The sequence below is a fragment of the Acinetobacter sp. BMW17 genome (assembly GCF_001592855.1).
GTDB classification, from domain to species: Bacteria; Pseudomonadota; Gammaproteobacteria; order Pseudomonadales; family Moraxellaceae; genus Acinetobacter; species Acinetobacter johnsonii.
In genome coordinates, this window is sequence record NZ_LSOD01000027.1 from 18,219 (window position 1) to 41,522 (window position 23,304).

Here is a 23,304-nt window from a genome sequence, read left to right on the forward strand (position 1 = left end):
ATTGTGTAAATAGGAATACCTGTCTAAATGATTCATTTCAATCATAAATAAGACTCGCTAGTGTGCGAGACTGTATTTTACGAAAGACAGTTCCTTACTTCCCCAATGTATAAGCGTACTGCATTTGTAGGCTTATTTACATTTTAAAAATCAATTCATCTATACTATAGCGGATTGATTTTAAAAATCTATTTCATTGTAAGCAAAGTCAAGCCAGAGTTGAACTGTAATTTGTTGATTGAGTTTTTCTCGATTATTAAATAATCGTTAATTTAGTCTAATAAGTTCGGCAAATCTCTTGTTGTTTGAGTCAATATCACTTAAAATCCTTGCCCTTGATTAACCCCAGTGGCGTTCGTATTAAGATCGATATCTTCCTTTATCGGCACGACGACACGGGCATGTTTGGAGTACATTATGTACGCAGTAATCCAAAGCGGTGGTAAACAGCACCGTGTTGTAGAGGGTGAAACCCTTAAAGTTGAATTGTTGAAAGCTGAAACTGGCGCAACTATTACGTTTGATGACGTATTAATGCTAGTAAATGGTGACAGCATTCAAATCGGTGCTCCAGTTGTTGCTGGCGCTACTGTAACTGCTGAAGTAGTTAGCCATGGTCGTCACGACAAAATCCGTATTGTAAAAATGCGTCGTCGTAAACACTACCGTAAACAACAAGGTCACCGTCAATGGTTCACTGAGTTGAAAATTACAGCTATTTCAGGCTAATCACGAGGAGTAATGAGACATGGCAACTAAAAAAGCCGGTGGTTCGACTAAGAACGGTCGTGATTCGAACCCTAAAATGCTTGGTGTTAAAATTTACGGTGGTCAATCTGTGACTGCTGGTAACATCATCGTTCGTCAACGTGGTACAGAATTCCACGCAGGTCAAAACGTTGGTATGGGCCGTGACCATACTTTGTTTGCAACCGCTGACGGCGTAGTAAAATTCGAAGTGAAAGGTCAGTTTGGCCGTCGCTACGTAACTGTTGAAGCGTAAGTTTTAATAGTAAGAAAAACCCACATTCTGTGGGTTTTTTTTCGTCTATTCATATGGTTAGCTTAATTTTCTTGTGTTTTTATATTTTGAAATAAAGCACTAAATACCAATAAATAGTGATGTGTATCACAAAAAATAGGTGTGTAATAAAGAAACAAAATTAAAAGAAAGGCAGACGGATATGAATAAAATAGATACAAATGTCTTGGGTAATCCAGACAGCTAGATAATGAAAGTCTCTGGTCAGAACTTAAAACAAGAACATACTCATATTAGTACTGCAGTTTCTGCTGCAATGAATCTACAAACACTTAAGCCAAACCATTGTCTACAAAGGTTTGCTATGAACGTGCTTGTTTTAAGTGCGATTTTAATGACAGCGAATACAAATGTTTTTGCAGGTTCGTGTAATTCTAATCAAGACACAGGTAGTTGTCCTGGAAGTGGAATACCAGGACCAGCAGGACCTGCAGGAGCTGATGGTGAGGATGGGTTGAGTGCATATGAAATTGCGGTCAATACAATGAGTTATAATCCTGATCCAAATAAAACTGATCTCGAAAATGAAACAGCTTGGATAGAGAGTCTTCAGGGTGCCACTGGAGCACAAGGTGAACAAGGTCTCCAAGGTTTACAGGGTGAGCAAGGTATCCAAGGTGTGAAAGGTGATACTGGAGCAACGGGTGCTACAGGAGCCAAAGGTGATAAGGGAGACAAGGGCGACAAAGGTGATACTGGAGCAACAGGTGCAACTGGAGCGCAAGGTGAACAAGGTTTACAAGGTGTGAAAGGAGATACTGGAGCACAAGGTGTGAAAGGAGATACTGGAGCACAAGGTGTGAAAGGAGATACTGGAGCACAAGGTGAACAAGGCCTCCAAGGCTTACAGGGTGAGCAAGGTATCCAAGGTGTGCAAGGTGAAACGGGAGCGACAGGATATAATGCTTATCAAGTTGCGCAAGTTAATGGTTTTGACGGTAGCATCACTGAATGGCTCGCGAGCTTAAAAGGCGATATGGGTAACACAGGGATGACTGGTGCAACAGGTTTTAGTGCTTATGATGTTGCAGTTGGTAATGGTTTTGAGGGCAGCATTACTCAATGGTTAGCAAGTCTTAAAGGTACAAACGGTACCAATGGGATCTCTAAAGAAGTGATGGATGCTGCTGACACCTACATCCTGAATGAAGCAAAAACTTATGTAAACCAAGTTGGGCAACAAACCCTCAACCAAGCAAATGCTTATACTGATAGTCGTGTAAATGCTTTGAACCGAGACATGCGAAAACTCGAAGATCGAACCTATGCAGCAGTGGCATCAAGTATTGCAATAGCATCTTTACCGCAACCGACAGATGCTGGCTACAATATGTTTAGTGCCGGCGTGGGTACATGGGAAGGTGAGCAAGGTTATGCTTTTGGTCTCAGCGGTGTGACTGAAAGTAACAAATATGTATACAAAGTAGCTGTGACAACCAATAGTGAAGGTGATTTCGGTGCAGGTGCAGCAATTGGTTGGCAATGGAAATGACAGTGATAATTCTTAACCTCAGTTAGAAAAGCCTCTGCACATTCAGAGGCTTTTCTATATGTAAAGAGCACATCTGATCTTCATCATGATGGATATTTCACAACATTAAGCACCAATAAATATACAAATCTTCTTATATTCTCAATTATTAGCCATAAAATTTGATTTAAGATAGCTCATCTAACAAATTGCGACTGCGCAAATTATAAAAGGTGAGATTATGAAAATGCTTCGTAAGACTTTATGTGCAATGACAGTAGGTGTAGTAACACTTGGCCCTGTTATGAGCAGTACAGTATTTGCAGCTCCGGTTGCAGCATCGGAGCAACAAGCGACGACGAGTTTAGTGAAACAGTTGAGTGGTATTCAAAGTATCAGTTCTAACTTTGAACAAACCACCAAAGTCACAAATTCATCTAAAGCGCCGAAGAAACAAGGTTTATCAGCCCAGCATATGAATCAGACCTTTAAAGGGGTGATGAAAGTTGAGCGTCCAGGGAAATTCTATTGGGAAACCACAAGCCCTGCAAAACAAACCATTGTGACTTCGGGCAAAACGGTATGGATTTATGATCCAGACTTACAGCAAGCGGTTCGTCAAACTTTAGATGAACAGGTGGCGAATACCCCTGCACTATTATTGTCGGGGAATACGGAACAGATTCGTAAGTCATACCGTATTACGCAACCAAATCAGAGCAAAACCTACTATACCTTGTACCCAAAAAGCGATGATGGTGCATTTCAAAGCTTAACGATTAGTTTTGGTGCGAAAAATGCGCCGACGTTAATGATCTTAGAAGATTCTTTGGGACAAACAACCTATGTGCGTTTTAATAACACCAAGGTAAATACCAATATTCCAGCTTCAACCTTTAATTTTACTCCACCTAAAGGCACAGACATTATTGACCAATAATATGAGTCTGTTGTTCAAAACCACCTTCGGGTGGTTTTTTATTAGATCAAGTTCAGTTACATAACGTGGTGGGAAGTTATGGCTGTGCTTTGTATAGTCTGTGCTATTGAATACTTAACAGCGGGTAAATCATGATATTACTTCATAACAATAAAATTGGATCTGTCTTCGCAATGATGTTGTGTGCTGGATTACTCAGCGCATGTCAGCCACGAAATGACAGTAATGCTGCAAAAAGTGAAGAGACAACTAAACCAGCTCAAGTCACACAGACTTTGCCACTGATTGAGGCAAAAGTTCGACCATTACAATTGGCGCATTCTATTGCTTGTGATGAGGAAGGATGTACCCAATACCAGCTGTACAGCTTGGAAACCAATGTCCCATGGATCAATCAATATTTTGATGAACGGATGAAAAAAGCCAATCCTGTGGCATTTGAAAGTTTGAAGCAGTCAAAGCCACAGATTGATGAAAACATGCTCAGTGAAACTTTGTCTGATGTCCGTTATGTGGCGCAGCGTGGAAAATATGCTGATTTTGTCTTGATGTATTATCACTACCCAGCGCGTGCCGCACATGGCATGTATCACAACGAGTACATCACCTTAGATTTGGCAACGAAAAAACGGGTTGCGCTGAGTGATATCGTGGTAGACAAGACAGAGTCTCAATTATTAGATGCATTGTATGGTGCCAATAGCATGTGGCTGTCCGATCATAATATTTCACGCGAGCAATTGAAGCTGACCGATAATTATTATATGAGTGCCAAAGGTGTGGTGTTCGTCTATCCCTTATACGAATTAGCATCTTATGCAGAAGGGATGTCTGAATTGGTTTTACCTTATCAACAAGCCAGTGGCTTAATTAAGGCGGAATATTTGCCAAGTTTTGTCGATTATGCAGCTGAACGAGAAAAAGCGAGCAAAGAAAAGCCATGAAAATTGCTGTAATAAGCCACAGCTAGTGATCGCGTGACTGTATTTTTCGGCTTGAAGCGCTTACACTATAGCCAGTTTTTTTCTTTGCAAAAGATTGGCTATGATCGACCCGAAATTACTCAGAAATAATATTGAGGCTGTAAATTTAGCCTTAGCAAAACGTGGTGTACAACTGAATGTTGAAGAATGGGCATCACTAGAAGCTCGCCGTAAAGAGATTCAATCCAAAACTGAATCTCTTCAGGCTGAACGTAATTCGGGTGCAAAACAAGTTGGCCAAATTAAAAAAGCTGGTGGTGATGCATCTGAAATTATGACGCGTATGTCAGCGATTGGTGATGAAATCAAAGCTGCAGAAGTCGCTTTGTCTGAATTACAAGCTGAACTTGAAGCGAAATCACTCAGCATTCCAAACTTGCCAGATGAGTCTGTTCCTGAAGGAAAAGACGAAAGCGATAACGTGGAAATCCTCACATGGGGTACCCCGCGTACGTTTGACTTCGAAATTAAAGATCACACTGACTTAGGTGAGTGGATGGGTGGCCTTGAGTTTGAAACTGCGACCAAATTGACAGGTTCTCGTTTCAGCGTGCTCAAAGGACCACTTGCTCGTTTACAACGTGCGATTACCCAGTTCATGTTGAATACGCATACTTTGGAAAATGGTTATACCGAAGCTTATGTGCCGTATTTAGTCAATGCTGACTCACTCCGTGGTACAGGCCAATTGCCTAAATTTGAAGAAGATTTATTCAAATTACAAGGTGAAAAAGAGTATTACCTCATTCCAACTGCGGAAGTTCCTGTAACCAACTTCGTGCGTGATGAAATTATTGATGCAGACCGTTTACCACTGAAATATGCAGCACATACGCCATGTTTCCGTAGTGAAGCAGGTTCATATGGTCGTGATACGCGTGGCTTGATTCGTCAACACCAATTCGACAAAGTTGAAATGGTGCAAATTGTTAAACCAGAAGACTCAATGCAAGCGCTTGAAGAGCTTACAGGTCATGCTGAAGGGATCTTGAAAGCACTTGGTTTACCGTACCGTAAGATCATTCTTTGTGGTGGTGATATGGGCTTCGGTGCAACTAAAACTTACGATCTTGAAGTCTGGGTACCAAGTCAAAATACGTACCGCGAAATTTCTTCATGTTCAAACATGGGTGACTTCCAAGCGCGTCGTATGAAAGCACGTTACCGTGCAGATCAAAAGAAAACTGAATTTGTACATACGCTGAATGGTTCAGGTTTGGCTGTGGGCCGTACTTTACTTGCGGTCATGGAAAACTACCAACGTGCTGATGGTTCGATTGAAATCCCAACCGTGCTTCGTCCTTATATGGGCGGCGCTGAGTACATTGACTAATAAAGTCGATGTACTGCACAGTTTTGTGCACAATAATTGCTTTAAGACAGTCAGATAAAACTCATTGAGGTCGTGTGTGGATATTTTTCCAATCTCTTTAAAGTTGCAACAGCAACCTTGTCTGATTGTCGGTGGTGGGCATATTGCTTACCGTAAGGCAGTGTTGTTACATAAAGCAGGAGCGGTGATTCATGTCATTGCTCCTGATATTGATGCAAATTTATTGCAACTGGTTGAAGAAAGCCAAGGGCAATATATCCAAGCGCTATATCCTGCGCAGATTCAACTCAATGACTACCGTTTAGTGATTGCTGCAACAGATGATTATGCGGTGAATACTCAAGTCTTTGAGGACTGTGAAGCGCTGAAAATACTGGTCAACAGTGTTGATGATCCACCACATTGTCGTTTTATGGTTCCTGCCATTGTCGATCGTTCGCCTTTGGTGATTTCAGTGGCCAGCAATGGTACATCCCCCGTGTTATCTCGCCAAATTCGAACCCAGCTTGAAACCAGTATTCCACATGGGATGGGTAAGCTGGCTGAATTTTCAGGAAAATGGCGTGCAGCGGTGAAAGCGAAGATTTCTAATCCTGACGAGCGCCGTGTTTTCTGGGAAGATCTATATGCAAGTCCACTGAAAGAACAAGTTTTTCATGACAATCTGACAGAAGCAGATAGTTTAATCGAGCAAGCACTGGCAGAGTGGAAAACCCCGAAAGGTGAAGTGTATTTGGTTGGTGCAGGTCCAGGTGATCCTGAGTTGCTGACCCTTAAAGCACTGCGTTTGATGCAACAAGCCGATGTGGTGATTTATGATCGTTTGGTTTCCCCTGCGATTATGGAACTCTGTCGCCGAGATGCAACAAAAATTTATGTGGGTAAAGCCCGTTCTAACCATGCTGTTCCGCAAGAAGGCATTAATGCCTTACTAGTGGAATATGCCTCAAAAGGTCAACGTGTTTGCCGTTTAAAAGGTGGTGATCCTTTCATCTTTGGTCGTGGTGGTGAAGAAATCCAAGAGCTTTTTGCTGCAGGTGTACCATTTCAAGTAGTGCCGGGGATTACTGCCGCTTCGGGTTGTTCGGCTTATGCAGGCATTCCTCTGACACATCGCGATTATGCACAAAGCGTGCGTTTCCTTACCGGACATTTAAAAGAAGGTTCGCCTGAGTTACCGTGGGATGAGTTGGTCTATCAGAATCAAACGCTTGTGCTGTACATGGGCTTGGTTGGTTTAGAAAAAATTTGTGAAAAGTTAATTGAGCATGGCCAGCGTCCAGATATGCCCGTTGCTTTGATCTCGAAAGGTACCACGCTAGAACAAAAAGTGTTGGTCGGGACCTTAGCGGATATCGCATCAAAAGTTGAAGAAAATCATATTCAAGCGCCTACATTGACCATCATTGGTGATGTAGTGAGTTTGCGTGAACAATTACAGTGGCAAGATTAACTTTTGCCATATTGAAAGAGTAGAGAAAAGCTGTGATCCATGTTGTTTTATACGAGCCCGAAATTCCTGCAAACACAGGGAATATCATTCGTTTATGTGCCAATACTGGAGCGCAGCTGCATTTGGTTAAGCCACTTGGCTTTGAGCTGGATGATAAAAAACTCAAACGTGCAGGTTTGGACTACCACGAGTGGGCGCGCATGCAAATTTGGGAAACATTCGATGAGTGTTTAGCAAATTTAGCTGAAAAAGGTGTCGATATAAACGCGATTTATCCTCTAACCACCAAAGGAACGGAAACACCGCATACTTCGGATTTGAATCGCCCTGTGGCTTTACTCATGGGACCTGAGACACGTGGTCTGCCTGAACAGGTTCGTATGTTGTTTCCAAAAGAGCATTGGATTCGTTTGCCCATGGCTGAAAACTCGCGCAGTTTGAACTTATCCAATGCGACAGCCGTGATTGTGTATGAAGCATGGCGTCAGCAGGGTTTTAAGCCTTTAGCCTAATCAAATTACTGTGACAGAGCCCGCTTAAGCGGGCTCTGTTTTTTCTAGCTTTTGATCGAATCCAGCTCTGGATTTTAAAACTTTAAGCATATTGGCTTCGACCCAATCTTTCATTTGATAGGCATTTTGAGCAAAGTCTTTGCCAATTTCAGTTAACGCATATTCCACTCGAATCACATTGTCTTCATGAATGGTTCGCGTCAAAAAACCATCGCGCTCTAAGATCTTTAATTTTTGTGACAGTACTTTAGGTGAAATACCTAAAACATTTTTCTTAAGCTCATTAAAGTGCTGTGACTCTTGATCCAGCGTATACACAATCAATAAAATCCACTTGTCTGCAAATTTTTCAAAAAAAAGACGTGCAGGACAATCTGGATGAAAAATATTAAATTTCATTGGCTTATTCATTTCTAATCATGCTCCTTTTACGTTCTATCTTCATTTGAAACAGCGAATTTGACCAGTTACCAAGTAGTAACTAATTGATACTAGGTTTCATAAGTGTATCATGAATACAGACTTAATGCAGCGCTGTCATCAGACTACGCTTTCACAAGATACTGGCAATTGGATGGATCACATGATGAAAGTTTCAGAGGCTGTTGTTTTTATTACGGGTGCGAATCGTGGCTTAGGACTTGCCATCGCTCGGGAGGCACGTCGTCAGGGCGCTAAAAAGATTTATGTGGGTATGCGCCAGATCGGCAGCTTTCAGGAAGAGGGGCTTATTCCGATTCAACTGGATGTAAATGATGAAGCATCTATTCAGCAGGCAGCAGAACAATGTGCAGATACCACGATTCTTGTGAATAATGCGGGCATTGCACTTTTGAATGAACATCCTGTCGAAGCCAATATTATTACGACTACGCAAAAGATTTTGGAAACTAATTTATTGGGCTTGATGCGGGTGACGCAAATTTTTGCTCCGATCTTACAAAAGAACCAACAGGCTTATGTGGTCAATATTCTCTCAGATGTATCTTGGGAGACAAGCACTTTTTTGACCAGTTATGCCATTTCTAAAGCGGCAGCATGGTCCTATACCAACTCAAGTCGTCAGTGGTTGTCTCAATTTAATATTCAGGTCATGGGGGTGCATGTGGGTTTTATTGACACCGATCTGACTCGTTCATTACCCATTACTAAGATTGCGCCAGAAACAGTGACTCAAGAAATCTTTCAAGGCATCGAGCAAAATGCTTACGAAGTTTTGGTCGGTGAAAAGACCCAGCAGTTGAAACAGGGCCTAAGCGATGAAGTTGCAAGTTATGTGAAACTTAAGCCCGATCAGGCAAGTGTTTAAGATATTTCATACTGTTTATTTTTAATGGTTTACGTGGCGCAGCGTCATGCTTGACGAAGCAATGCCAATCAAGTGATTCAAAAGAGGAAACTAAAATGTCGAATATTTCAGTGGTTTTTTATTCAGGCTATGGACATACCAAAGTGATTGCACAAACTTTTGCGCAAGAAATTGGTGCAAATTTGGTGGAGATTGACCTAAATGGAGACATTTCAGAGCAAGATTGGCTGATGCTGGATCAATCTGATGCAATTGTATTTGGTGCACCGACTTATATGGGTACTGCACCGTGGCAATTTAAAAAGTTTGCCGATGCCTCTTCAAAAAATGGTTTACCCGCGCATGGCAAGATAAAATTTTTGGTGGCTTTACCAATAGCGCAAGCTTAAATGGTGATAAGCAAGTGACCTTAATTCAACTGCAAACACTTGCATCGCAGCATGGCGGTATTTGGGTAAGCTTGGGCTTATTGCCTGCCAATAGTAAAGCGGCAACCCGTCAAGATGTAAATAATTTGGGTGGTTCTGTAGGTTTGTTGGTTCAATCACCATCGGATGCAAGTACGGATGAAATCCCAGCCGGGGATCTCGAAACCACAAAAGCCTATGCACAACGTATTGCTAAAATGACTAAACAATTTAAGGGCTAGTTTTTTAGCTCTAGTTTAAAAAAGAAAAAGACGCACTTGGCGTCTTTTTCTTTTTGAATGAAAGATTAGAGCGGATCGTCAAATTCATTATGTTGTGGTGCAGGTTGCTTAAAGCCTTTGGTTTTATAACCTAAGTATAAAATACCAAACATTGCCCACCATAAACCGAATTTCAACGCGGTTTCTTCAATCTCTAGCCACATGGCAAAGATACTGAGGAATCCACACATTGGAATTATCACAAAGCTAAAGATATCTTTAATATTCTTTGTGCGGCCATCACGCAGTGCATATCTTGAAATCACCGATAAGTTTACAAAGGTAAATGCAGTTAATGCACCGAAGCTGATCATCGAAATAACGATGTCTAAGTCCATGAAGCCAGCGGTTAATGCTACAGCACCTACAATGAGAATGTTATAAGACGGTGTGAAGCTTTTCGGACTAATATGACCAAAAATCTTCTTGTTAATCACTCCATCGCGGCCCATCACATACATTAAGCGTGAAACGCCTGCATGTGCCGAAATACCCGATGCCATAACAGTTACAATTGCGAAGTACAACACCACCGTTTTAAACGCAACGCCACCGACGGCTTGTAAAATGTCAGGCTGTGTTGCAGCAACATCTTCAAAGTAAGTCTTTGGATCGTTCGGGAAGTAAATCTGCATGAAGTAGGTGCTGATAATAAAGATCACACCAGCCAAGAGTGCCGTTAAGAAAATCGCTTTAGGTAGAGTTTTCTCGGTATCTTTTGTTTCTTCTGCAAGCGAGCTGAGCGAGTCAAAACCTGTGAATGAGAAGCACAGCAAAGTTGCACCTGTAATCAGGGCACCCAGTGAAGTAAGCTCATTCCAGAATGGCTCTAAACTCCATAACTGATATTTAGCATTGACCAAAGTACCATCTGCGTTGACGCCACCAGCAAGCAAGCTGTAAACCATCCACGTGAAGTAAGCAATCACACCCAACTGCACAAAAACGATCAAACCATTAAAGTTTGCAACGAAGCGTGCACCACGTAAGTTGACCGCGGTCATAAATGCAGTTAAACCAACCACCCAGACCCAATGGTTTACATCCGGGAATAAGGCCTCAAGGTAAATCACGGCAAGAATGATGTTGACCATTGGAGACAATAAATAGTCTAACCATGATGACCAACCGACCATAAATCCGACATTCGGATGGATGGATTTTTGCGCATAGGTATAGGCTGAACCCGAGGAAGGGTAGCGACGAATCATGTGACCATAACTGATCGACGTGAATAAAATTGCAATTAAAGCAATGATATATGACGTTGGCACATGATAATGACTTTCTTCTGATACTAAACCGAAAGTATCAAATAATGTCATTGGTTGAATATAAGCTAAACCAATAATAATGATGTGCCAGAGACCTAGCGTTTTTTGCAGTTTAGCTGCCGATTGAGTCCCAGAAATATTAGTCAACGGCGTTATCCTCTTAATCGTTGATCAAGGATCAGTCATGTTTAATAAGGATCGTTTGAGACGAACGATCCCCCCTGTGTTTAATTTCAAAAGTGCGCCAATCTACATTAATTTGGCCGCTTTTGTCAGTAACTTTTTCAGATTTTTTAGCAGTTTTTATGCCAATAGGTATAAGGAAAGCATTATTCCTTATGGCAAATAAAAGCCCGATGTTTAAAAAAGCATCAGGCTAAGATTGTCGCTATATTGGCTGATTTTTTATGAATTACCAAGCTTTTTCTAAAATTGCTTTTAAATCTTTTAAGCTGGCTTCTTTCGGGTTGTAAATGATTGAACCATCGTTGAGGGCTTTTTCTGCCACCTCATCGAGTTGTTCTAAGGTCACTTTTCCTGTTTCACTCAAGGTACGGGGTAACTTGGTTAGGGTAAATAAGCGATCACGCATGGTGAGTAATGTGCTGATGGCTTTGTCTGCACGTAAGTGGGCAGGAGTCTGCGCATAAATGTCTGGCCCTGCAAGCGGTAACAGGAGCTCTGCAATCTTGTCTCCATTCACTTCCTTATTAAATTCAAGCACATAAGGGAGGAACAGGTTCATGCATAGTCCATGCGGCAAGTGTGCCACTGCACCTAAGGCATGTCCAAGTGAGTGTACAAGGCCCACCATCGAGTTTGAAAATGCAATGCCAGCCATGGTCGAAGCTTGAGCCAATTCTAAGCGGCCGTTGGCATCGCTTGGATTATCCAGCACATCAAACAAATGATTGCTGACTTTTTTAATTGCTGCCGTAGCATAGGCATCTGAAATCGGATTGTGTGCCATGCATGTATAGGCTTCGACGGCATGGGTCATGGCATCCATTGCGGTCATCGCAGTTAAGTGCGGTGGCAGGGTTTGGGTCATACGTGGATCGAGAATCGCAGCATGCGGCATTAAATAGTACGATGCGAATGGCAGTTTGACATTTTTCTCTGGATCAGACACCACCGCAACCATGGTGACTTCAGACCCTGTACCTGATGTGGTTGGGATCACAAAAAAGGGTTTGAGTGGTTTAGGTAGGTTGTGTGCCCCAGAGTATTTCAGTAAGTCATCACCACCTTCAGACACCAAAATATTGGTGGCTTTCGAGGTATCAATCACCGATCCGCCACCGACAGCAATAATGGCATCGCACTGGTGTTCACGATATAAATTGGCCGCTTTACGTACTGTCTCTAAGCTTGAATCGGGTGGAACATCATCAAAAATTGCACCAATCACCGCATCGGTAGACTCAAATGCTGCTTCAATGGGTGCCAGTAAATGATTGGCACGTACACCTTTGTCGGTAATGATTAAAGGTCGGGTTGCCCCTAATGTTGCCAGTTCAAACGGAATGTGTTCTAAAGCAGCATGACCAGCGATCACTTTTACAGGACAGAAAAATTCGTAATAAGGCTTCGCCATGTTATGCACTCCGTTTTAAATATGATTGGGCTACTTTGAGATAAATATTTGCAGCACCAGTGAGTTTTTCTTTTAAGCCCAATTCAGTTGGGTATTCTTTGACTGCGAGTTCCGCAACCATTTTCGGTAAAATCAACGATTCCATTTTATTTAGACAGCGGACGAGGCGAATTGCATAGGAAATATCTCCATCTGCAATCATACGGTCGTGTGCAAAAGCTTGTGCTGTACTTTCTTGAAATGAAAACACCAAAAAGGCATGGCTTAAATGTTTAAAGGTGATGGTTAAATCTGCCTTTAAACTTCCCGGAGTAAGTAGTTCGAGTTGATGGTTTTCGGTCACTTTGGCTAAAAAAGCCGGGCCGTTTGGAAAGACATTCATCGATAAGGTGAAATTGGCTGGAAATTTGGCAACTTCTTGCTGAATTTCACTATCGACTTGGCTGGCCATGACCAATCCTCGGCCAATCACATCCATCATAAGTTTGACATAGGTCAATTGCAGAGCGGGTTTCACTGAATTTACGTTAATCACTCGCTGTTGTCCTTTCTAAAAATAATTATTAGTTTAGAGTAAATACTCTAATTTATTTTTCCATGAAAAGCAAAGCCTTTATATATGCTGTACTTGAACTTCTTTAAAGTAACCGCTGTGCTGTAAAGTTTCAATAATGTCGGCACATAAGTTTTCAAAACGCGGGTAGTCTGATTTGAGGTCTGAGATACGCACCATTTCTAAGCCCGCATAGCCGCATGGATTAATGGTGTGAAAACCAAATAAGTCACAGTCAATATTTAAGGATAAACCATGATAACTGCGGCCTTTACGAATTTTAAAACCCAATGAGCCAATCTTGCGTCCATCGACATACACGCCAGGTGCATCAGGTTTAGCATAGGCTTCAATCTTATATTTTTTGAGTAACTCAATCATTAGGTTTTCAGCATAAGACACCAAGGTACGGACGTTCCAACCAAGCCGATTGAGGTCAAACATAAAATAGGCAACCAACTGCCCAGGACCATGCCAAGTGACTTGCCCCCCACGATCCGTTTGTACCACGGGAATGTTGCTGCTCATGAGGATGTGTTCAGGTTTTCCAGCTTGACCTTGAGTAAGAACATCATGATGTTGCAGAATCCAAAGTTCATCGGGTGTGTCTGCATCCCGTTGTTCAGTCAATGTTTTCATTTCAACAAAGCGCTCAGCATAAGAAGTTAAATTATCAAACTGACGAATAATCAGTTGTGGTTTGAGAACGTCATCTGACACGGCACTTGCGTCCTTATAAAACAAAAAGTATGTATGAAATTATAAAGAAAAGATCTAGAGCGTAGGGGGATTTCTTCAGTGAATAAGCTGAATTCAATAGATCAAAAATTTAGGCACAAAAAAACACGCTCTTAAGCGTGTCTCATTGATACATCATTTGAATTACAGCGCCGTTTTAATTAACGGACAAGCCGCAAGGTCTGCATACAGTTGATGAACTTGTTCTAATTCTTCAAAACGCAATTGAGCAGTTAAAGAATGGTATTTACCTGTGCGTGATGGTTGGACTTGGATCGATTCACCATCAAACTCTGGAAAATGTTTGACTAAAATTTCAACCACTGCAACATGTAACTCAGTGCTGGCAAAGCCAATGAGTTTGATTGGGTAGTCCATAGGGAATACCCAAAGATGTTCTTGTAATTCACGTGATGGTGTACGGTCTAACATAGTCATGAGCGTCAGTCCCCCTTATTTCAAACGCCTACGAAACTGCAGACGTTAGGTGTTGCTCTTAAATACTTAGTGGAGACTCGTGATTAAATTTCAAGTCTCCAACGTATCGGTATCAGTTAGTCGTTTTCTAGGAATGAACGTAAGTGTTCAGAACGAGAAGGGTGACGAAGTTTACGTAAAGCTTTGGCTTCAATCTGACGAATACGTTCACGTGTCACGTCAAACTGTTTACCTACTTCTTCCAAAGTATGGTCCGTTGGCATGTCGATACCAAAACGCATTTTCAAGACTTTCGCTTCACGTTCAGTCAAGTTTTCAAGCACTTCACGCGTTGCTTCTTTTAAGCCTTCAGATGTTGCAGCATCGACAGGTGAAGTGATGTTGCTGTCTTCAATGAAGTCACCCAAATGTGAATCTTCATCATCACCAATCGGTGTTTCCATCGAAATTGGTTCTTTGGCGATTTTCAGCACTTTACGCACTTTAACTTCATCCATTTCCAAACGTTCACCGAGTTCTTCAGGTGTTGGTTCACGGCCCATTTCTTGTAGAAGTTGGCGTGATACACGGTTGATCTTGTTAATGGTTTCGATCATGTGTACTGGAATACGAATGGTACGTGCTTGGTCGGCAATCGAACGAGTAATGGCCTGACGAATCCACCACGTTGCATAAGTCGAGAACTTATAACCACGACGGTATTCAAACTTGTCTACCGCTTTCATCAAACCAATGTTACCTTCTTGGATCAAGTCCAAGAATTGTAAGCCACGGTTGGTATATTTTTTCGCAATCGAGATGACCAAACGTAAGTTCGCTTCAACCATTTCTTTTTTGGCGCGGCGTGCTTTCGCTTCGCCTACAGCCATACGTTTTGAAATCTCTTTGATGCCTTTAACATCAAGGCCCAAATCTTTTTCAATGTCTGCAATTTTTTGTTGGAACGCTAAAACGTCAGGGCGTACTTTTTCAAGATAGCCTTTTTGGTCTGGCGAAGCTTTCGCAATTTGTTCATCTAACCAAGCAAAGTTTGACTCTTGACCTGGGAAAGAGGTGCGGAATTGAGTACGATCCATACGACCACGACGTACTGCATAGCGCATTACTTCACGTTCAGAGGTACGGATTTGTTCATGTGTACCACGAATCATTTCTGAAATGATGTCAAATAAACGTGGTGTAAATTTGAACATCATAAACACAGTTGCAAGTGACTCTAAAGCGTCTTCTGCTTCTTTGCTTGAACGACCATGTTTCTCGATGATGGTTCGGGTGTTTTTCCAAGCAGCAGTCAGTTCGTCAAAGCGCGCTTTGGCAATTTCAGGATCTGGGCCAGATTCACCCTCAGAGTCATCATCACTTTCAGACTCTTCTTCTTCCTCGTCATCATCCAATTTTACATCTTTGGTTGATTTGGTTGAAGAATCATCTTCTTCATCAATTTCAGACTCTTCTTCGAGGACTTCTGGAATCGCTTCATCAGTTTCAGGATCTAAATAACCTGAAAGGATGTCCGCAAGGCGACGTTCGCCTGCTTCATAATCTTTGTATTCTTGTAATACCACTTCAACCGCATTTGGCCAGTAAGCAATCGAGTGAAGAACGTCACGAATCCCTTCTTCTATACGTTTTGCAATACTGATTTCGCCTTCGCGCGTCAACAGTTCAACAGTACCCATTTCACGCATATACATGCGGACAGGGTCAGTGGTACGACCGGGTTCATTTTCTACAGAGGCAAGAACAGCAGCGGCTTCTTCTTCAGCAACTTCATCGGCAGCTTCATTACCGCCTTCAAACATTGCATCATCAGATTCAGGCGCACGTTCGTGCACAGGAATACCGACGTCTTGAAGCATTTGAATAATGTCTTCAATCTGTTCGCTTTCAGTGATCGAGTCTGGGAGATGATCGTTAACCTCAGCGTAAGTTAGGTAACCTTGCTCTTTGCCTCGGCTAATCAGAGCCGCTACTTGTGAAGTAGGGGAAGTCATATCGCTCATCTTTGCTTACTCTTCGTTGAATCTGTGGCAGTGGAAAACTGTGCATCTGGGCACAATTTGCTTCATAAACTTATTTGTAAATAACTGCGTATTCCATCAGGGATAGTCAGCAAAAAGCTGCCTGATAAAATATTAAAAATATAAATTCAGTGATTTAGATGGGGGTGAATTTGTTGTTTTCAAGTTCATCCCGAGCGTACTCAAGTTCAAAATCCAAATTTGCAATCTGAAAGATTTGGATTTTATGTGACCATTTAAAGTCGTAAACTACAAAGACGCAGGGTGGATTATATCATGCCATAAAAATTGGTTAGAAATAAAGACTAAAAATCAAATTAATTGCTCTAAATGCAAATAAAACTTGACAAGGTTCTGGAACCCATATAAATAGCGGCTAAGACCCTTCACATTTTTTCACTATGAGGTAGTTTTAGTGTCTTCTACAGATTTTGAACTAGATGATAACTACGCTGATGATGATGTTAATTTTGATGAGTCATCAAGTAAAATTAGTGCGAAAGAATCATTAGAAAAACGTCGCCTGATTGATGACCTTCTTGCACAGCGCCGTTTGGAACGTGAGCTTAAAGATTTTGATTACGACATCGACGATGACGACGATTTTGACGACGAAGAAGACTAAAATCAGATGTAGCATCGTGTCTGAAAATGCTATGCTAATGCCCTAATCAGTTTCTGAATTTGGATTTGAAATGAGTGCTTTAGATTTAGACTTATTGAGTGAATATCTAGATGGTGACCAAAATGAGTATGGTCTAGATTTTGCAGCGACTCATGGTTTTTTGTGTGCAATTGCAGTTGGTCCTACTTTTGCAAAATGGTTGGATGAACTTTTTGATAATAATCAAAAGAAAGTGCCTGCCGAGATCATCTTACAAGTGAAAGCTTGGCTTGAGTCTATTCGTCAAAACCTTGCCAATGAAGAAGGGATTGAATTTCCTTTTGAAATTGAAGAGGCCGATGTTGAGTCAAGTCTAGGGGATTGGAGCGTTGGTTTTGTCGATGCAATGTTCCTCAATGAAGATGCATGGTTCACGCCTGAGTTTGAAGAGCAACTGGTCGATCTTACTTTACCAATTATGGTATTTAGTGGGATTGATGAAGAAGATCCGCAAATGGAAACTTTCCGTCGTAACGGTCAGTTAATGGATGAGCTTGCAGAAGAAATTCCAGAGAACTTAAACGAACTTTATCTCATGTATCATACGCCAGCATAATTGTTCTTGCGTCGTGACATCAGCGACGTAGGCACTAGCAAGCAAATAAAAAAACGTCCCTAGAGGACGTTTTTTTATGCCCAAATTTTAGTGTTTAAATGCAGGTATCACTCATGTTTAGTTTGTGAGAAATAAGCAAAGTCCTAAAGTTGCGAGTACGGTACCGATGACACGGTTTATACTCACTTGTTTGCGTAAAATTTTATTTCGGATCACTGGGGTTGAACAGAATAGTGAAATGAGCAAAAACCACAGCAGATGACTGGCCGAGATAAACATGCCATAACCGATTAAATGCGTTAGACCATGATTGCCTCGCAGTAACTGTGTAAAGATACTCATCACAAATAGCGTAGTTTTGGGATTCAAACTGTTGCCCAGAAAACCTTGTATAAATGCTTGCCGTGGGCGCAGCAAAGCATGAGTTACATGGTCATTAATTTGCTGTTGGGTAAATGTTTTGTACCCGATATACATCAGATACAGTGCGCCAATATATTGAATGATATGCAATAGGTTTGGAATGTAGTGCTTTAAGAAGCTGAGCCCCAGTACGCTATAGCTAATGTGGATCCATACAGCACAAGCAATACCATATGCGGTATAGATCCCTTGTTTGCGCCCATATAGATAACTATTTCGGCTGACCAAAGCGAAGTCAGCACCAGGACTGATGACTGCAAGTAGGGTGATGATTGCAATCGCTATAATTTCATTCACTCATTGATCCTTGTTCGGATTGAATTAAAGGATTTATATATTTTTCATATATTTGCTATAGTGAAAATCGATTTTAATTCTTTCCTATCGATGAGTTTTTGGAATGATTGAGCGCGTGTCACTGAATTCTCTTAAGTTTTTTTATTATGTCGCCCGCTATGACAGTGTCACCATCGCTGCTGAAAAACTTTTTGTGACTCAAGGGGCGGTCAGTAAGCAGTTAAAAAATTTGGAAGAGGCACTTGGGCGTCGTTTATTTATTCGTGACTGCAAAAAGTTACAGCTGACGGGTGATGGCCTCGCACTGTTTGATTGTTGTGAGCAGGTGTTTCCTCAGATTGACCAGTGCCTCGTGCAGATGACAAGAGAAAAGAAGAATGAGAAGAAGACCTTAATCTTATCCTGTGAGCCGACCATCGCCATGAAATGGCTGATTCCGCGCTTGGTTCAATTTAAGCTGCGTTATCCTGAGATTGATATCAGTTTGTTAACAGCGGGTGGAGAAGCGGATTTTAAAGCGCAAAACATTGACTTGGCCTTAAGGCGTAATGATTTTGAGTGGGGCAAGGCCATTTATAGCGAAAAAATGGCTGATGAGCATATGGTTGGGGTATCGCGTCATAATCATTTAGCGTCGATGTCTCAGCTGTTTATTTCCAGTTCGCGACCTAAAATTTGGACACAATTTAAGGATGCATATAAAGCCCAGTTTACGCATTTTCAAAAAGTAGCATTGGAACATTTTTATTTGTGTATAGAGGCATGTTTAGCAGGGTTAGGGGCAACAGTAGTGTCAGCCTATATGGTTGAAAAAGAACTTGATTTTCAAATGTTAGATATGCTTACCCCGATTGTGCAAGACGGCTCCGCTTATTATTTACTTTCCGCATCTCCTATTGAGGATGATCCGCATAAAGTCATTTTTAAAGATTGGTTGATTGAAGAAATGAGATTTAGCCAAACAAAGTTAATGGCACTTTCCGCTCAAAAACACTAATCACGTGCGGCATTTGATCGCTATCTATAGACCATAAAAAAACACCTCAAACGAGGTGCTTTTTTTATGGCAACTTTTTAAAACAATAGTCTGCGTACCAACCATAGGCAATATGAAAAATAGCACCATGAATCGCGACCATACACAGCATAACGACAGCGGTGAGTCCAATGCCAGCATTATCGACGGATTTCATAATCGCTTCAGCATTGGGGTTCATTAGCACTAAAAAAAGTACAAAGAAACTACCGATGATAATTGCGACAGCACTTGAACCCCAAACCAGTTGAATTTTTTCATGATTGTTTGGAACACGGTGTTCTTTTTTTACGAAGTGCCCGACACTAATTAGTGCACAAGCCACTAAAGTCGGAATTAAGGTTAAGCCGCCAAGGTTTAAACCAAAGACCAGTACGGTGATTAACAGCACCAAAGCAATGCTATATACCGCCGCAAAATGCAGTAAATAGTGTTTCATGTATTTCCCCAAAATAAATAAATTAGCCGCGTGTTTTACCTAAATGTCTGCGATATAAAAACCAAAGGATAATCACAGCGACAATGGCAATAATGACATAACCGACTTTGCTAAAAATTTGATGCATCAGTGCTTGGTTTTCACCAAAGTAATAACCGACTGTTGCTAAAAATGTCGTCCAGATAATCGTACCGAGCCCACTATAGAACATGAACTTCCAAAAGGGCATACGGCTCATTCCCGCAGGGATGCTAATCAGTGAACGTACCGCAGGAATCATGCGACCAAAAAATACAATACGGTGACCATACTGCTCAAACCAATCTAAGGATTTTTTCACATCGGTGGATTTGATAAATAGATATTTACCATAGTGGTCGACCCATCTGAAAATGTACTCTTGTTTACATTGATAGCCAATCCAATACAGCACTGCTGCGGCAAAGAGTGAACCAATACATCCTGCAATAATGACCCCAACTAACACCAACTCACCTTGTGATGCGGCATAACCTGCCGAAGGCATGATAATTTCAGAAGGAATGGGCGGAAAAACATTATCAAGAAACATCAGTAAGGCTATTCCCCAATAACCCAGTTGTTCCATGACGGAGATGATCCATGCAGTGAGGTTCATATAAACCATAAAATAAATGCGATAAGTTATTTTAAGGACTTATCGCATGTGGGTAAAGAATTGAAATGTATTGTTTTCTATTCATCGAAACGGGTATGGGTCAGGGTGTGAATATAGACTTTACGTAAGCTATAGGCCAGTGCAACTGGGATTAAACTGAGCAACGTATAATTTAAAAGATTTGAGCTTAGATGGTAACCAATGCCGAGCGCGATACTTGAACCAATCAACATGCCCAAAACCACGATAAATAAATGCGTGCGCTGTTCAAGCTTGGCTTTGATTTGGTTGAAGCTAGTATTGTGATATTGCTCGATACGGTTTGCTGCGGCATTGCGAATCAGTGTGCGATGGCGTGGCATGATTATTTTATGCATGGCAATCATCCTATTTTCGTCGTTTAGGCATGTCATTTTTATTGTTATGTGGAGACCTTCAGGGCACCACTTTAGCTTATTATTTATACAGTATGGCTCAGATTGAGTTCAATGTTGTGACAAAATTGTTAAATATTTTTAAAAAACGCGAACTGCATAAAAGAATAAGCCCTCATTTGAGGGCTTATTCTTGACTTAAATCATCTGAATGATTTTAAAGGCGTTTACGTTTAGCCGCAGCAATTTGTGACTGGCGCATACGGAAGCCTTCTTTTTGTTTTTCTGAGGTGTTGTCGATACAGTATTTGCATGACACACCATGTTCATAGCTAGGTTCTTCTGCTTCAGCAGGAAGAAGTGGCCAACCACAAGCATGACACTTAATGTTAAGGCCTTCTTCAACACCATGAGTGACGGCAGTACGGCCATCAAAAACGAAACATTCACCTTCCCACATGCTTTGTTCAGCAGGGGTTTCTTCTAAGTATTTTAAGATACCGCCTTTTAAGTGATAAACCTCGTTGAAACCTTCTTGAAGAAGAAGAGAGGTCGATTTTTCACAGCGGATACCACCTGTACAGAACATCGCAATTTTTTTATCTTTGTGCTGTTCAAGGTTTTGTTTAACGTATTCTGGAAATTCGCGGAAGCTTTCTGTTTTCGGGTCAATAGCACCCTTAAATGTTCCGGCTTTGTATTCATAGTCATTACGAGTATCGATCAAAATGACGTCATCACGAGCAATCAGGTCATTCCATTCTTTCGGATCAAGGTAGTGACCGACTAAATCACGTGGCTTTACTTCAACGCCTAAAGTCACGATCTCTTTTTTAAGTTTAATCTTCATTTTACGAAATGGTTTGTCTGCACTGTCAGACTCTTTGTATTCCATTTCGTTAAAACCTTCATTCAGAAGGAATTGATGAATCATATCGATCGCGGCACGGTCGCCTGCAACCGTACCATTAATGCCTTCGCCCGCTACAATCAGAGTACCACATAGGTTGATGGTTTTTACCAAGTCTAAAAGACGTTGTTGAAGATCAGCAGGATCTTGAACTTCTTTGAATTGATAAAGTGCGGCAACAACCCAACCAGTCGTCGCTTGCTGTTCTACAGGTGCAAGCTGTTCTACAGTAGCGTTCATGGAGTACTCCAATGTATTTTGATAGATAATTTTAAGGCGCACATTTTACATGGAATTGAATCAAGATGCGAGATAAGTAAACATTTTAAATGGCTTCTCAAGTGGTAGGGGAGCGTGTATATTCAGTTGCCAAAGACAAAATCCGTTTTGTTTTGGTGCGTTTATTAACAGGAGTATGTTTTGAGTACAGATCGTCGAATTGCCTCTTTGACCCCATGTGCAGGGCGTTGTTCAACGGTATTTGGTGATTCTGTGTGTCGTGGTTGTCGTCGTTTTAATCATGAAGTGATTCAGTGGAATACCTACACTTCGGAGCAGCATCGTTCAGTTTGGCAACGCTTAGATGCACAACTAGATCAAATTTTAGTGCCAATGTTGCCTTTTGCTGATGTGCAGCAGGTCGAAGCTTTTGTTTTATCTAAACGCGTTCGTTTGCGTCCCGATGCATCAAAAGGGCGAAAGCTTTATCATGCGTTAAAAGTATGTGAAAAAAATAAGAACTTTACCGAAGAAAGTGGTTTAGGCATTCAAGCGCAGCAAGTGAAATCGATTTGGCAAGAGTTTGAGCGCCGTGTTCTTGCACTTGCTACAGCCAGTTATGATTTGGCTTTTTTGCGTGCTGACGCAATTCGGCAACATCTCATCCATATGGAAGAGGACGAATAAGTCCTCTTGGTTTGATATAGAAAAAGAATACTCCGCATACCTAAGCTATTTGCGAGAGTGACTGGGGAAAAGGTTTTTTTCGATGGTGAATGTATTTGAGCTGGTGTTGTACTGTACGGCTGTAGTGGTCATGATCGCAACACCTGGGCCAGTGATGTTGTTGGTTGCCAGTGCAGGTCTAAAAGGTGGATATAAACAAGCCTTAAAAACCATTTTTGGGACGAATTTAGCTTCTTTGGTTCTCATTGTACTATCTGTGCTCATCTTAAAAGGCTTTTTAAACATTGCAGAGCATTGGCTAAATGCGATTAAAATTTTAGGCTGCGTATATATTGCCTATCTCGGTTTTCAAATTTTAAAAGAAGCCATTGCACAAGAAACAGAAACATCACCTGTGCAACTAAAGACGGTGCAGGGGGGCTTTAAGCAAGGTTTCTTGGTGGGGATTTCAAATCCGAAGGATATTATTTTCTTTGCCTCATTTTTCCCACAGTTCATTGGGGTAACCAGTGATGTCGATGTCAGCCTTGTACTATTGACCATTCTCTGGATTATTCTAGACTTCAGCACGTTGTCTTTGGTTTATTTGGGTTTTAATAAACTATCGCAGTCCGCTTTGTACAATAAGCTGTTAGGCGTTTGTGGTGCGATATTGGTCACAATTGCGCTCTATGGTATTTATACTGTCTTTGTTTGATGCTGATGGTATT

26 protein-coding genes and 1 pseudogene are annotated in these 23,304 nt (G+C 41.4%); 15 read left to right on the forward strand and 12 right to left on the reverse strand.

Features of this window, described 5'->3' with window-relative positions; genetic code table 11:
• Nucleotides 1–417: 417 nt before the first annotated feature.
• From rplU to AXW61_RS07990, 8 genes are all read left to right on the forward strand, one after another.
• The gene (gene rplU, locus AXW61_RS07950; protein WP_004695441.1) at nt 418–729 is read left to right on the forward strand and encodes a 50S ribosomal protein L21; all 312 of its coding nucleotides are present in this window, start codon (nt 418–420) and stop codon (nt 727–729) included.
• Nucleotides 730–748: 19 nt separating this feature from the next.
• Entirely contained in the window at nt 749–1,003 is a 255-nt protein-coding gene (gene rpmA / locus AXW61_RS07955; protein ID WP_004695443.1) for a 50S ribosomal protein L27, read from the forward strand.
• Nucleotides 1,004–1,346: 343 nt separating this feature from the next.
• Nucleotides 1,347–2,534: a YadA-like family protein gene (locus tag AXW61_RS17780; protein ID WP_240487446.1), complete on the forward strand. Its 1,188-nt coding sequence runs from the start codon at nt 1,347–1,349 to the stop codon at nt 2,532–2,534.
• A 220-nt stretch (nt 2,535–2,754) separates the two neighbouring features.
• The gene (gene lolA, locus AXW61_RS07970) at nt 2,755–3,453 is read left to right on the forward strand and encodes an outer membrane lipoprotein chaperone LolA (RefSeq protein WP_010327331.1); all 699 of its coding nucleotides are present in this window, start codon (nt 2,755–2,757) and stop codon (nt 3,451–3,453) included.
• A 131-nt stretch (nt 3,454–3,584) separates the two neighbouring features.
• On the forward strand, nt 3,585–4,397 hold the full coding sequence (locus AXW61_RS07975; protein ID WP_062033948.1) for an RsiV family protein: 813 nt from the start codon (nt 3,585–3,587) through the stop codon (nt 4,395–4,397).
• Nucleotides 4,398–4,497: 100 nt separating this feature from the next.
• A complete protein-coding gene (serS, locus tag AXW61_RS07980; protein ID WP_004695457.1) occupies nt 4,498–5,769 on the forward strand; it encodes a serine--tRNA ligase in 1,272 nt (423 codons plus the stop codon).
• 76 nt (nt 5,770–5,845) lie between these two features.
• Complete coding sequence (cysG, locus tag AXW61_RS07985) at nt 5,846–7,222, forward strand: siroheme synthase CysG (protein ID WP_062033949.1); 1,377 nt, start codon at nt 5,846–5,848, stop codon at nt 7,220–7,222.
• A 32-nt stretch (nt 7,223–7,254) separates the two neighbouring features.
• On the forward strand, nt 7,255–7,734 hold the full coding sequence (locus tag AXW61_RS07990; protein WP_010327328.1) for a tRNA (cytidine(34)-2'-O)-methyltransferase: 480 nt from the start codon (nt 7,255–7,257) through the stop codon (nt 7,732–7,734).
• 24 nt (nt 7,735–7,758) lie between these two features.
• Here AXW61_RS07990 and AXW61_RS07995 read toward each other — a convergent pair whose 3' ends face one another.
• Nucleotides 7,759–8,145, reverse strand: coding sequence for a helix-turn-helix domain-containing protein (locus AXW61_RS07995; RefSeq protein WP_004695464.1), 387 nt, complete (start codon nt 8,143–8,145; stop codon nt 7,759–7,761).
• Between the two features lie 115 nt (nt 8,146–8,260).
• Between AXW61_RS07995 and AXW61_RS08000 the strand changes: the two genes are divergently transcribed.
• Together AXW61_RS08000 and AXW61_RS08005 are read left to right on the forward strand one after the other, a co-directional pair.
• Entirely contained in the window at nt 8,261–9,043 is a 783-nt protein-coding gene (locus AXW61_RS08000; RefSeq protein ID WP_062033950.1) for an SDR family NAD(P)-dependent oxidoreductase, read from the forward strand.
• Nucleotides 9,044–9,138: 95 nt separating this feature from the next.
• Nucleotides 9,139–9,692 (forward strand): annotated as a pseudogene (locus AXW61_RS08005) (flavodoxin family protein).
• Between the two features lie 65 nt (nt 9,693–9,757).
• Here the strand turns inward: AXW61_RS08005 and AXW61_RS08010 are convergent.
• The 6 genes from AXW61_RS08010 to rpoD form a co-directional block, all read right to left on the reverse strand.
• A complete protein-coding gene (locus AXW61_RS08010; RefSeq protein WP_004695470.1) occupies nt 9,758–11,152 on the reverse strand; it encodes an APC family permease in 1,395 nt (464 codons plus the stop codon).
• Between the two features lie 265 nt (nt 11,153–11,417).
• Nucleotides 11,418–12,602 (reverse strand): iron-containing alcohol dehydrogenase, encoded by a 1,185-nt coding sequence (locus tag AXW61_RS08015; protein ID WP_062033951.1) that lies wholly within the window; start codon nt 12,600–12,602, stop codon nt 11,418–11,420.
• A gap of 1 nt (nt 12,603) precedes the next feature.
• A complete protein-coding gene (locus AXW61_RS08020) occupies nt 12,604–13,137 on the reverse strand; it encodes a hypothetical protein (RefSeq protein WP_004982822.1) in 534 nt (177 codons plus the stop codon).
• 78 nt (nt 13,138–13,215) lie between these two features.
• Nucleotides 13,216–13,875 carry a lipoyl(octanoyl) transferase LipB gene (gene lipB / locus AXW61_RS08025; protein WP_062033952.1) on the reverse strand — a complete coding sequence of 220 codons (660 nt, stop codon included), beginning with the start codon at nt 13,873–13,875 and terminating at the stop codon, nt 13,216–13,218.
• Between the two features lie 162 nt (nt 13,876–14,037).
• Nucleotides 14,038–14,325, reverse strand: coding sequence for a DUF493 domain-containing protein (locus tag AXW61_RS08030; protein WP_010327321.1), 288 nt, complete (start codon nt 14,323–14,325; stop codon nt 14,038–14,040).
• 122 nt (nt 14,326–14,447) lie between these two features.
• The gene (gene rpoD / locus AXW61_RS08035) at nt 14,448–16,334 is read right to left on the reverse strand and encodes an RNA polymerase sigma factor RpoD (RefSeq protein ID WP_062033953.1); all 1,887 of its coding nucleotides are present in this window, start codon (nt 16,332–16,334) and stop codon (nt 14,448–14,450) included.
• A 433-nt stretch (nt 16,335–16,767) separates the two neighbouring features.
• Between rpoD and AXW61_RS08040 the strand changes: the two genes are divergently transcribed.
• Together AXW61_RS08040 and AXW61_RS08045 are read left to right on the forward strand one after the other, a co-directional pair.
• Nucleotides 16,768–16,977 (forward strand): hypothetical protein, encoded by a 210-nt coding sequence (locus AXW61_RS08040; RefSeq protein ID WP_004982817.1) that lies wholly within the window; start codon nt 16,768–16,770, stop codon nt 16,975–16,977.
• A 70-nt stretch (nt 16,978–17,047) separates the two neighbouring features.
• The gene (locus tag AXW61_RS08045; RefSeq protein ID WP_062033954.1) at nt 17,048–17,572 is read left to right on the forward strand and encodes a YecA family protein; all 525 of its coding nucleotides are present in this window, start codon (nt 17,048–17,050) and stop codon (nt 17,570–17,572) included.
• Nucleotides 17,573–17,689: 117 nt separating this feature from the next.
• Here AXW61_RS08045 and AXW61_RS08050 read toward each other — a convergent pair whose 3' ends face one another.
• A complete protein-coding gene (locus tag AXW61_RS08050; protein WP_062033955.1) occupies nt 17,690–18,292 on the reverse strand; it encodes a LysE family translocator in 603 nt (200 codons plus the stop codon).
• Between the two features lie 103 nt (nt 18,293–18,395).
• On the opposite strand from AXW61_RS08050, the gene AXW61_RS08055 reads away from it, so the two are divergent.
• Nucleotides 18,396–19,289 (forward strand): LysR family transcriptional regulator, encoded by an 894-nt coding sequence (locus AXW61_RS08055; protein ID WP_062033956.1) that lies wholly within the window; start codon nt 18,396–18,398, stop codon nt 19,287–19,289.
• A 64-nt stretch (nt 19,290–19,353) separates the two neighbouring features.
• Here AXW61_RS08055 and AXW61_RS08060 read toward each other — a convergent pair whose 3' ends face one another.
• The 4 genes from AXW61_RS08060 to AXW61_RS08075 form a co-directional block, all read right to left on the reverse strand.
• Nucleotides 19,354–19,767 carry an ABZJ_00895 family protein gene (locus AXW61_RS08060; RefSeq protein WP_004695488.1) on the reverse strand — a complete coding sequence of 138 codons (414 nt, stop codon included), beginning with the start codon at nt 19,765–19,767 and terminating at the stop codon, nt 19,354–19,356.
• Between the two features lie 22 nt (nt 19,768–19,789).
• The gene (locus tag AXW61_RS08065) at nt 19,790–20,404 is read right to left on the reverse strand and encodes a DedA family protein (protein WP_062034014.1); all 615 of its coding nucleotides are present in this window, start codon (nt 20,402–20,404) and stop codon (nt 19,790–19,792) included.
• A gap of 77 nt (nt 20,405–20,481) precedes the next feature.
• The gene (locus AXW61_RS08070) at nt 20,482–20,781 is read right to left on the reverse strand and encodes a hypothetical protein (protein ID WP_062033957.1); all 300 of its coding nucleotides are present in this window, start codon (nt 20,779–20,781) and stop codon (nt 20,482–20,484) included.
• 214 nt (nt 20,782–20,995) lie between these two features.
• A complete protein-coding gene (locus AXW61_RS08075) occupies nt 20,996–21,928 on the reverse strand; it encodes a rhodanese-related sulfurtransferase (protein ID WP_062033958.1) in 933 nt (310 codons plus the stop codon).
• Nucleotides 21,929–22,108: 180 nt separating this feature from the next.
• Between AXW61_RS08075 and AXW61_RS08080 the strand changes: the two genes are divergently transcribed.
• Nucleotides 22,109–22,594, forward strand: a complete 486-nt coding sequence (locus AXW61_RS08080) for a DUF1289 domain-containing protein (RefSeq protein ID WP_005400387.1) — start codon at nt 22,109–22,111, stop codon at nt 22,592–22,594.
• 85 nt (nt 22,595–22,679) lie between these two features.
• Complete coding sequence (locus AXW61_RS08085) at nt 22,680–23,291, forward strand: LysE family translocator (protein ID WP_062034015.1); 612 nt, start codon at nt 22,680–22,682, stop codon at nt 23,289–23,291.
• The last annotated feature ends 13 nt before the right edge of the window (nt 23,292–23,304 follow it).

Coding starts and splice junctions, on each gene's coding strand:
- AXW61_RS08055 (WP_062033956.1), top strand. CDS start 18,396: ATGATTGAGCGCGTGTCACTGAATTCTCTTAAGTTTTTTTATTATGTC.
- AXW61_RS07975 (WP_062033948.1), top strand. CDS start 3,585: ATGATATTACTTCATAACAATAAAATTGGATCTGTCTTCGCAATGATG.
- AXW61_RS08070 (WP_062033957.1), bottom strand. CDS start 20,781: ATGCATAAAATAATCATGCCACGCCATCGCACACTGATTCGCAATGCC.
- rpoD (WP_062033953.1), bottom strand. CDS start 16,334: ATGAGCGATATGACTTCCCCTACTTCACAAGTAGCGGCTCTGATTAGC.
- AXW61_RS08075 (WP_062033958.1), bottom strand. CDS start 21,928: ATGAACGCTACTGTAGAACAGCTTGCACCTGTAGAACAGCAAGCGACG.
- lolA (WP_010327331.1), top strand. CDS start 2,755: ATGAAAATGCTTCGTAAGACTTTATGTGCAATGACAGTAGGTGTAGTA.
- rpmA (WP_004695443.1), top strand. CDS start 749: ATGGCAACTAAAAAAGCCGGTGGTTCGACTAAGAACGGTCGTGATTCG.
- AXW61_RS08000 (WP_062033950.1), top strand. CDS start 8,261: ATGCAGCGCTGTCATCAGACTACGCTTTCACAAGATACTGGCAATTGG.
- rplU (WP_004695441.1), top strand. CDS start 418: ATGTACGCAGTAATCCAAAGCGGTGGTAAACAGCACCGTGTTGTAGAG.
- AXW61_RS17780 (WP_240487446.1), top strand. CDS start 1,347: ATGAACGTGCTTGTTTTAAGTGCGATTTTAATGACAGCGAATACAAAT.
- AXW61_RS08065 (WP_062034014.1), bottom strand. CDS start 20,404: ATGAACCTCACTGCATGGATCATCTCCGTCATGGAACAACTGGGTTAT.
- AXW61_RS07995 (WP_004695464.1), bottom strand. CDS start 8,145: ATGAATAAGCCAATGAAATTTAATATTTTTCATCCAGATTGTCCTGCA.
- AXW61_RS08015 (WP_062033951.1), bottom strand. CDS start 12,602: ATGGCGAAGCCTTATTACGAATTTTTCTGTCCTGTAAAAGTGATCGCT.
- AXW61_RS08045 (WP_062033954.1), top strand. CDS start 17,048: ATGAGTGCTTTAGATTTAGACTTATTGAGTGAATATCTAGATGGTGAC.
- AXW61_RS08030 (WP_010327321.1), bottom strand. CDS start 14,325: ATGTTAGACCGTACACCATCACGTGAATTACAAGAACATCTTTGGGTA.
- AXW61_RS08060 (WP_004695488.1), bottom strand. CDS start 19,767: ATGAAACACTATTTACTGCATTTTGCGGCGGTATATAGCATTGCTTTG.
- serS (WP_004695457.1), top strand. CDS start 4,498: ATGATCGACCCGAAATTACTCAGAAATAATATTGAGGCTGTAAATTTA.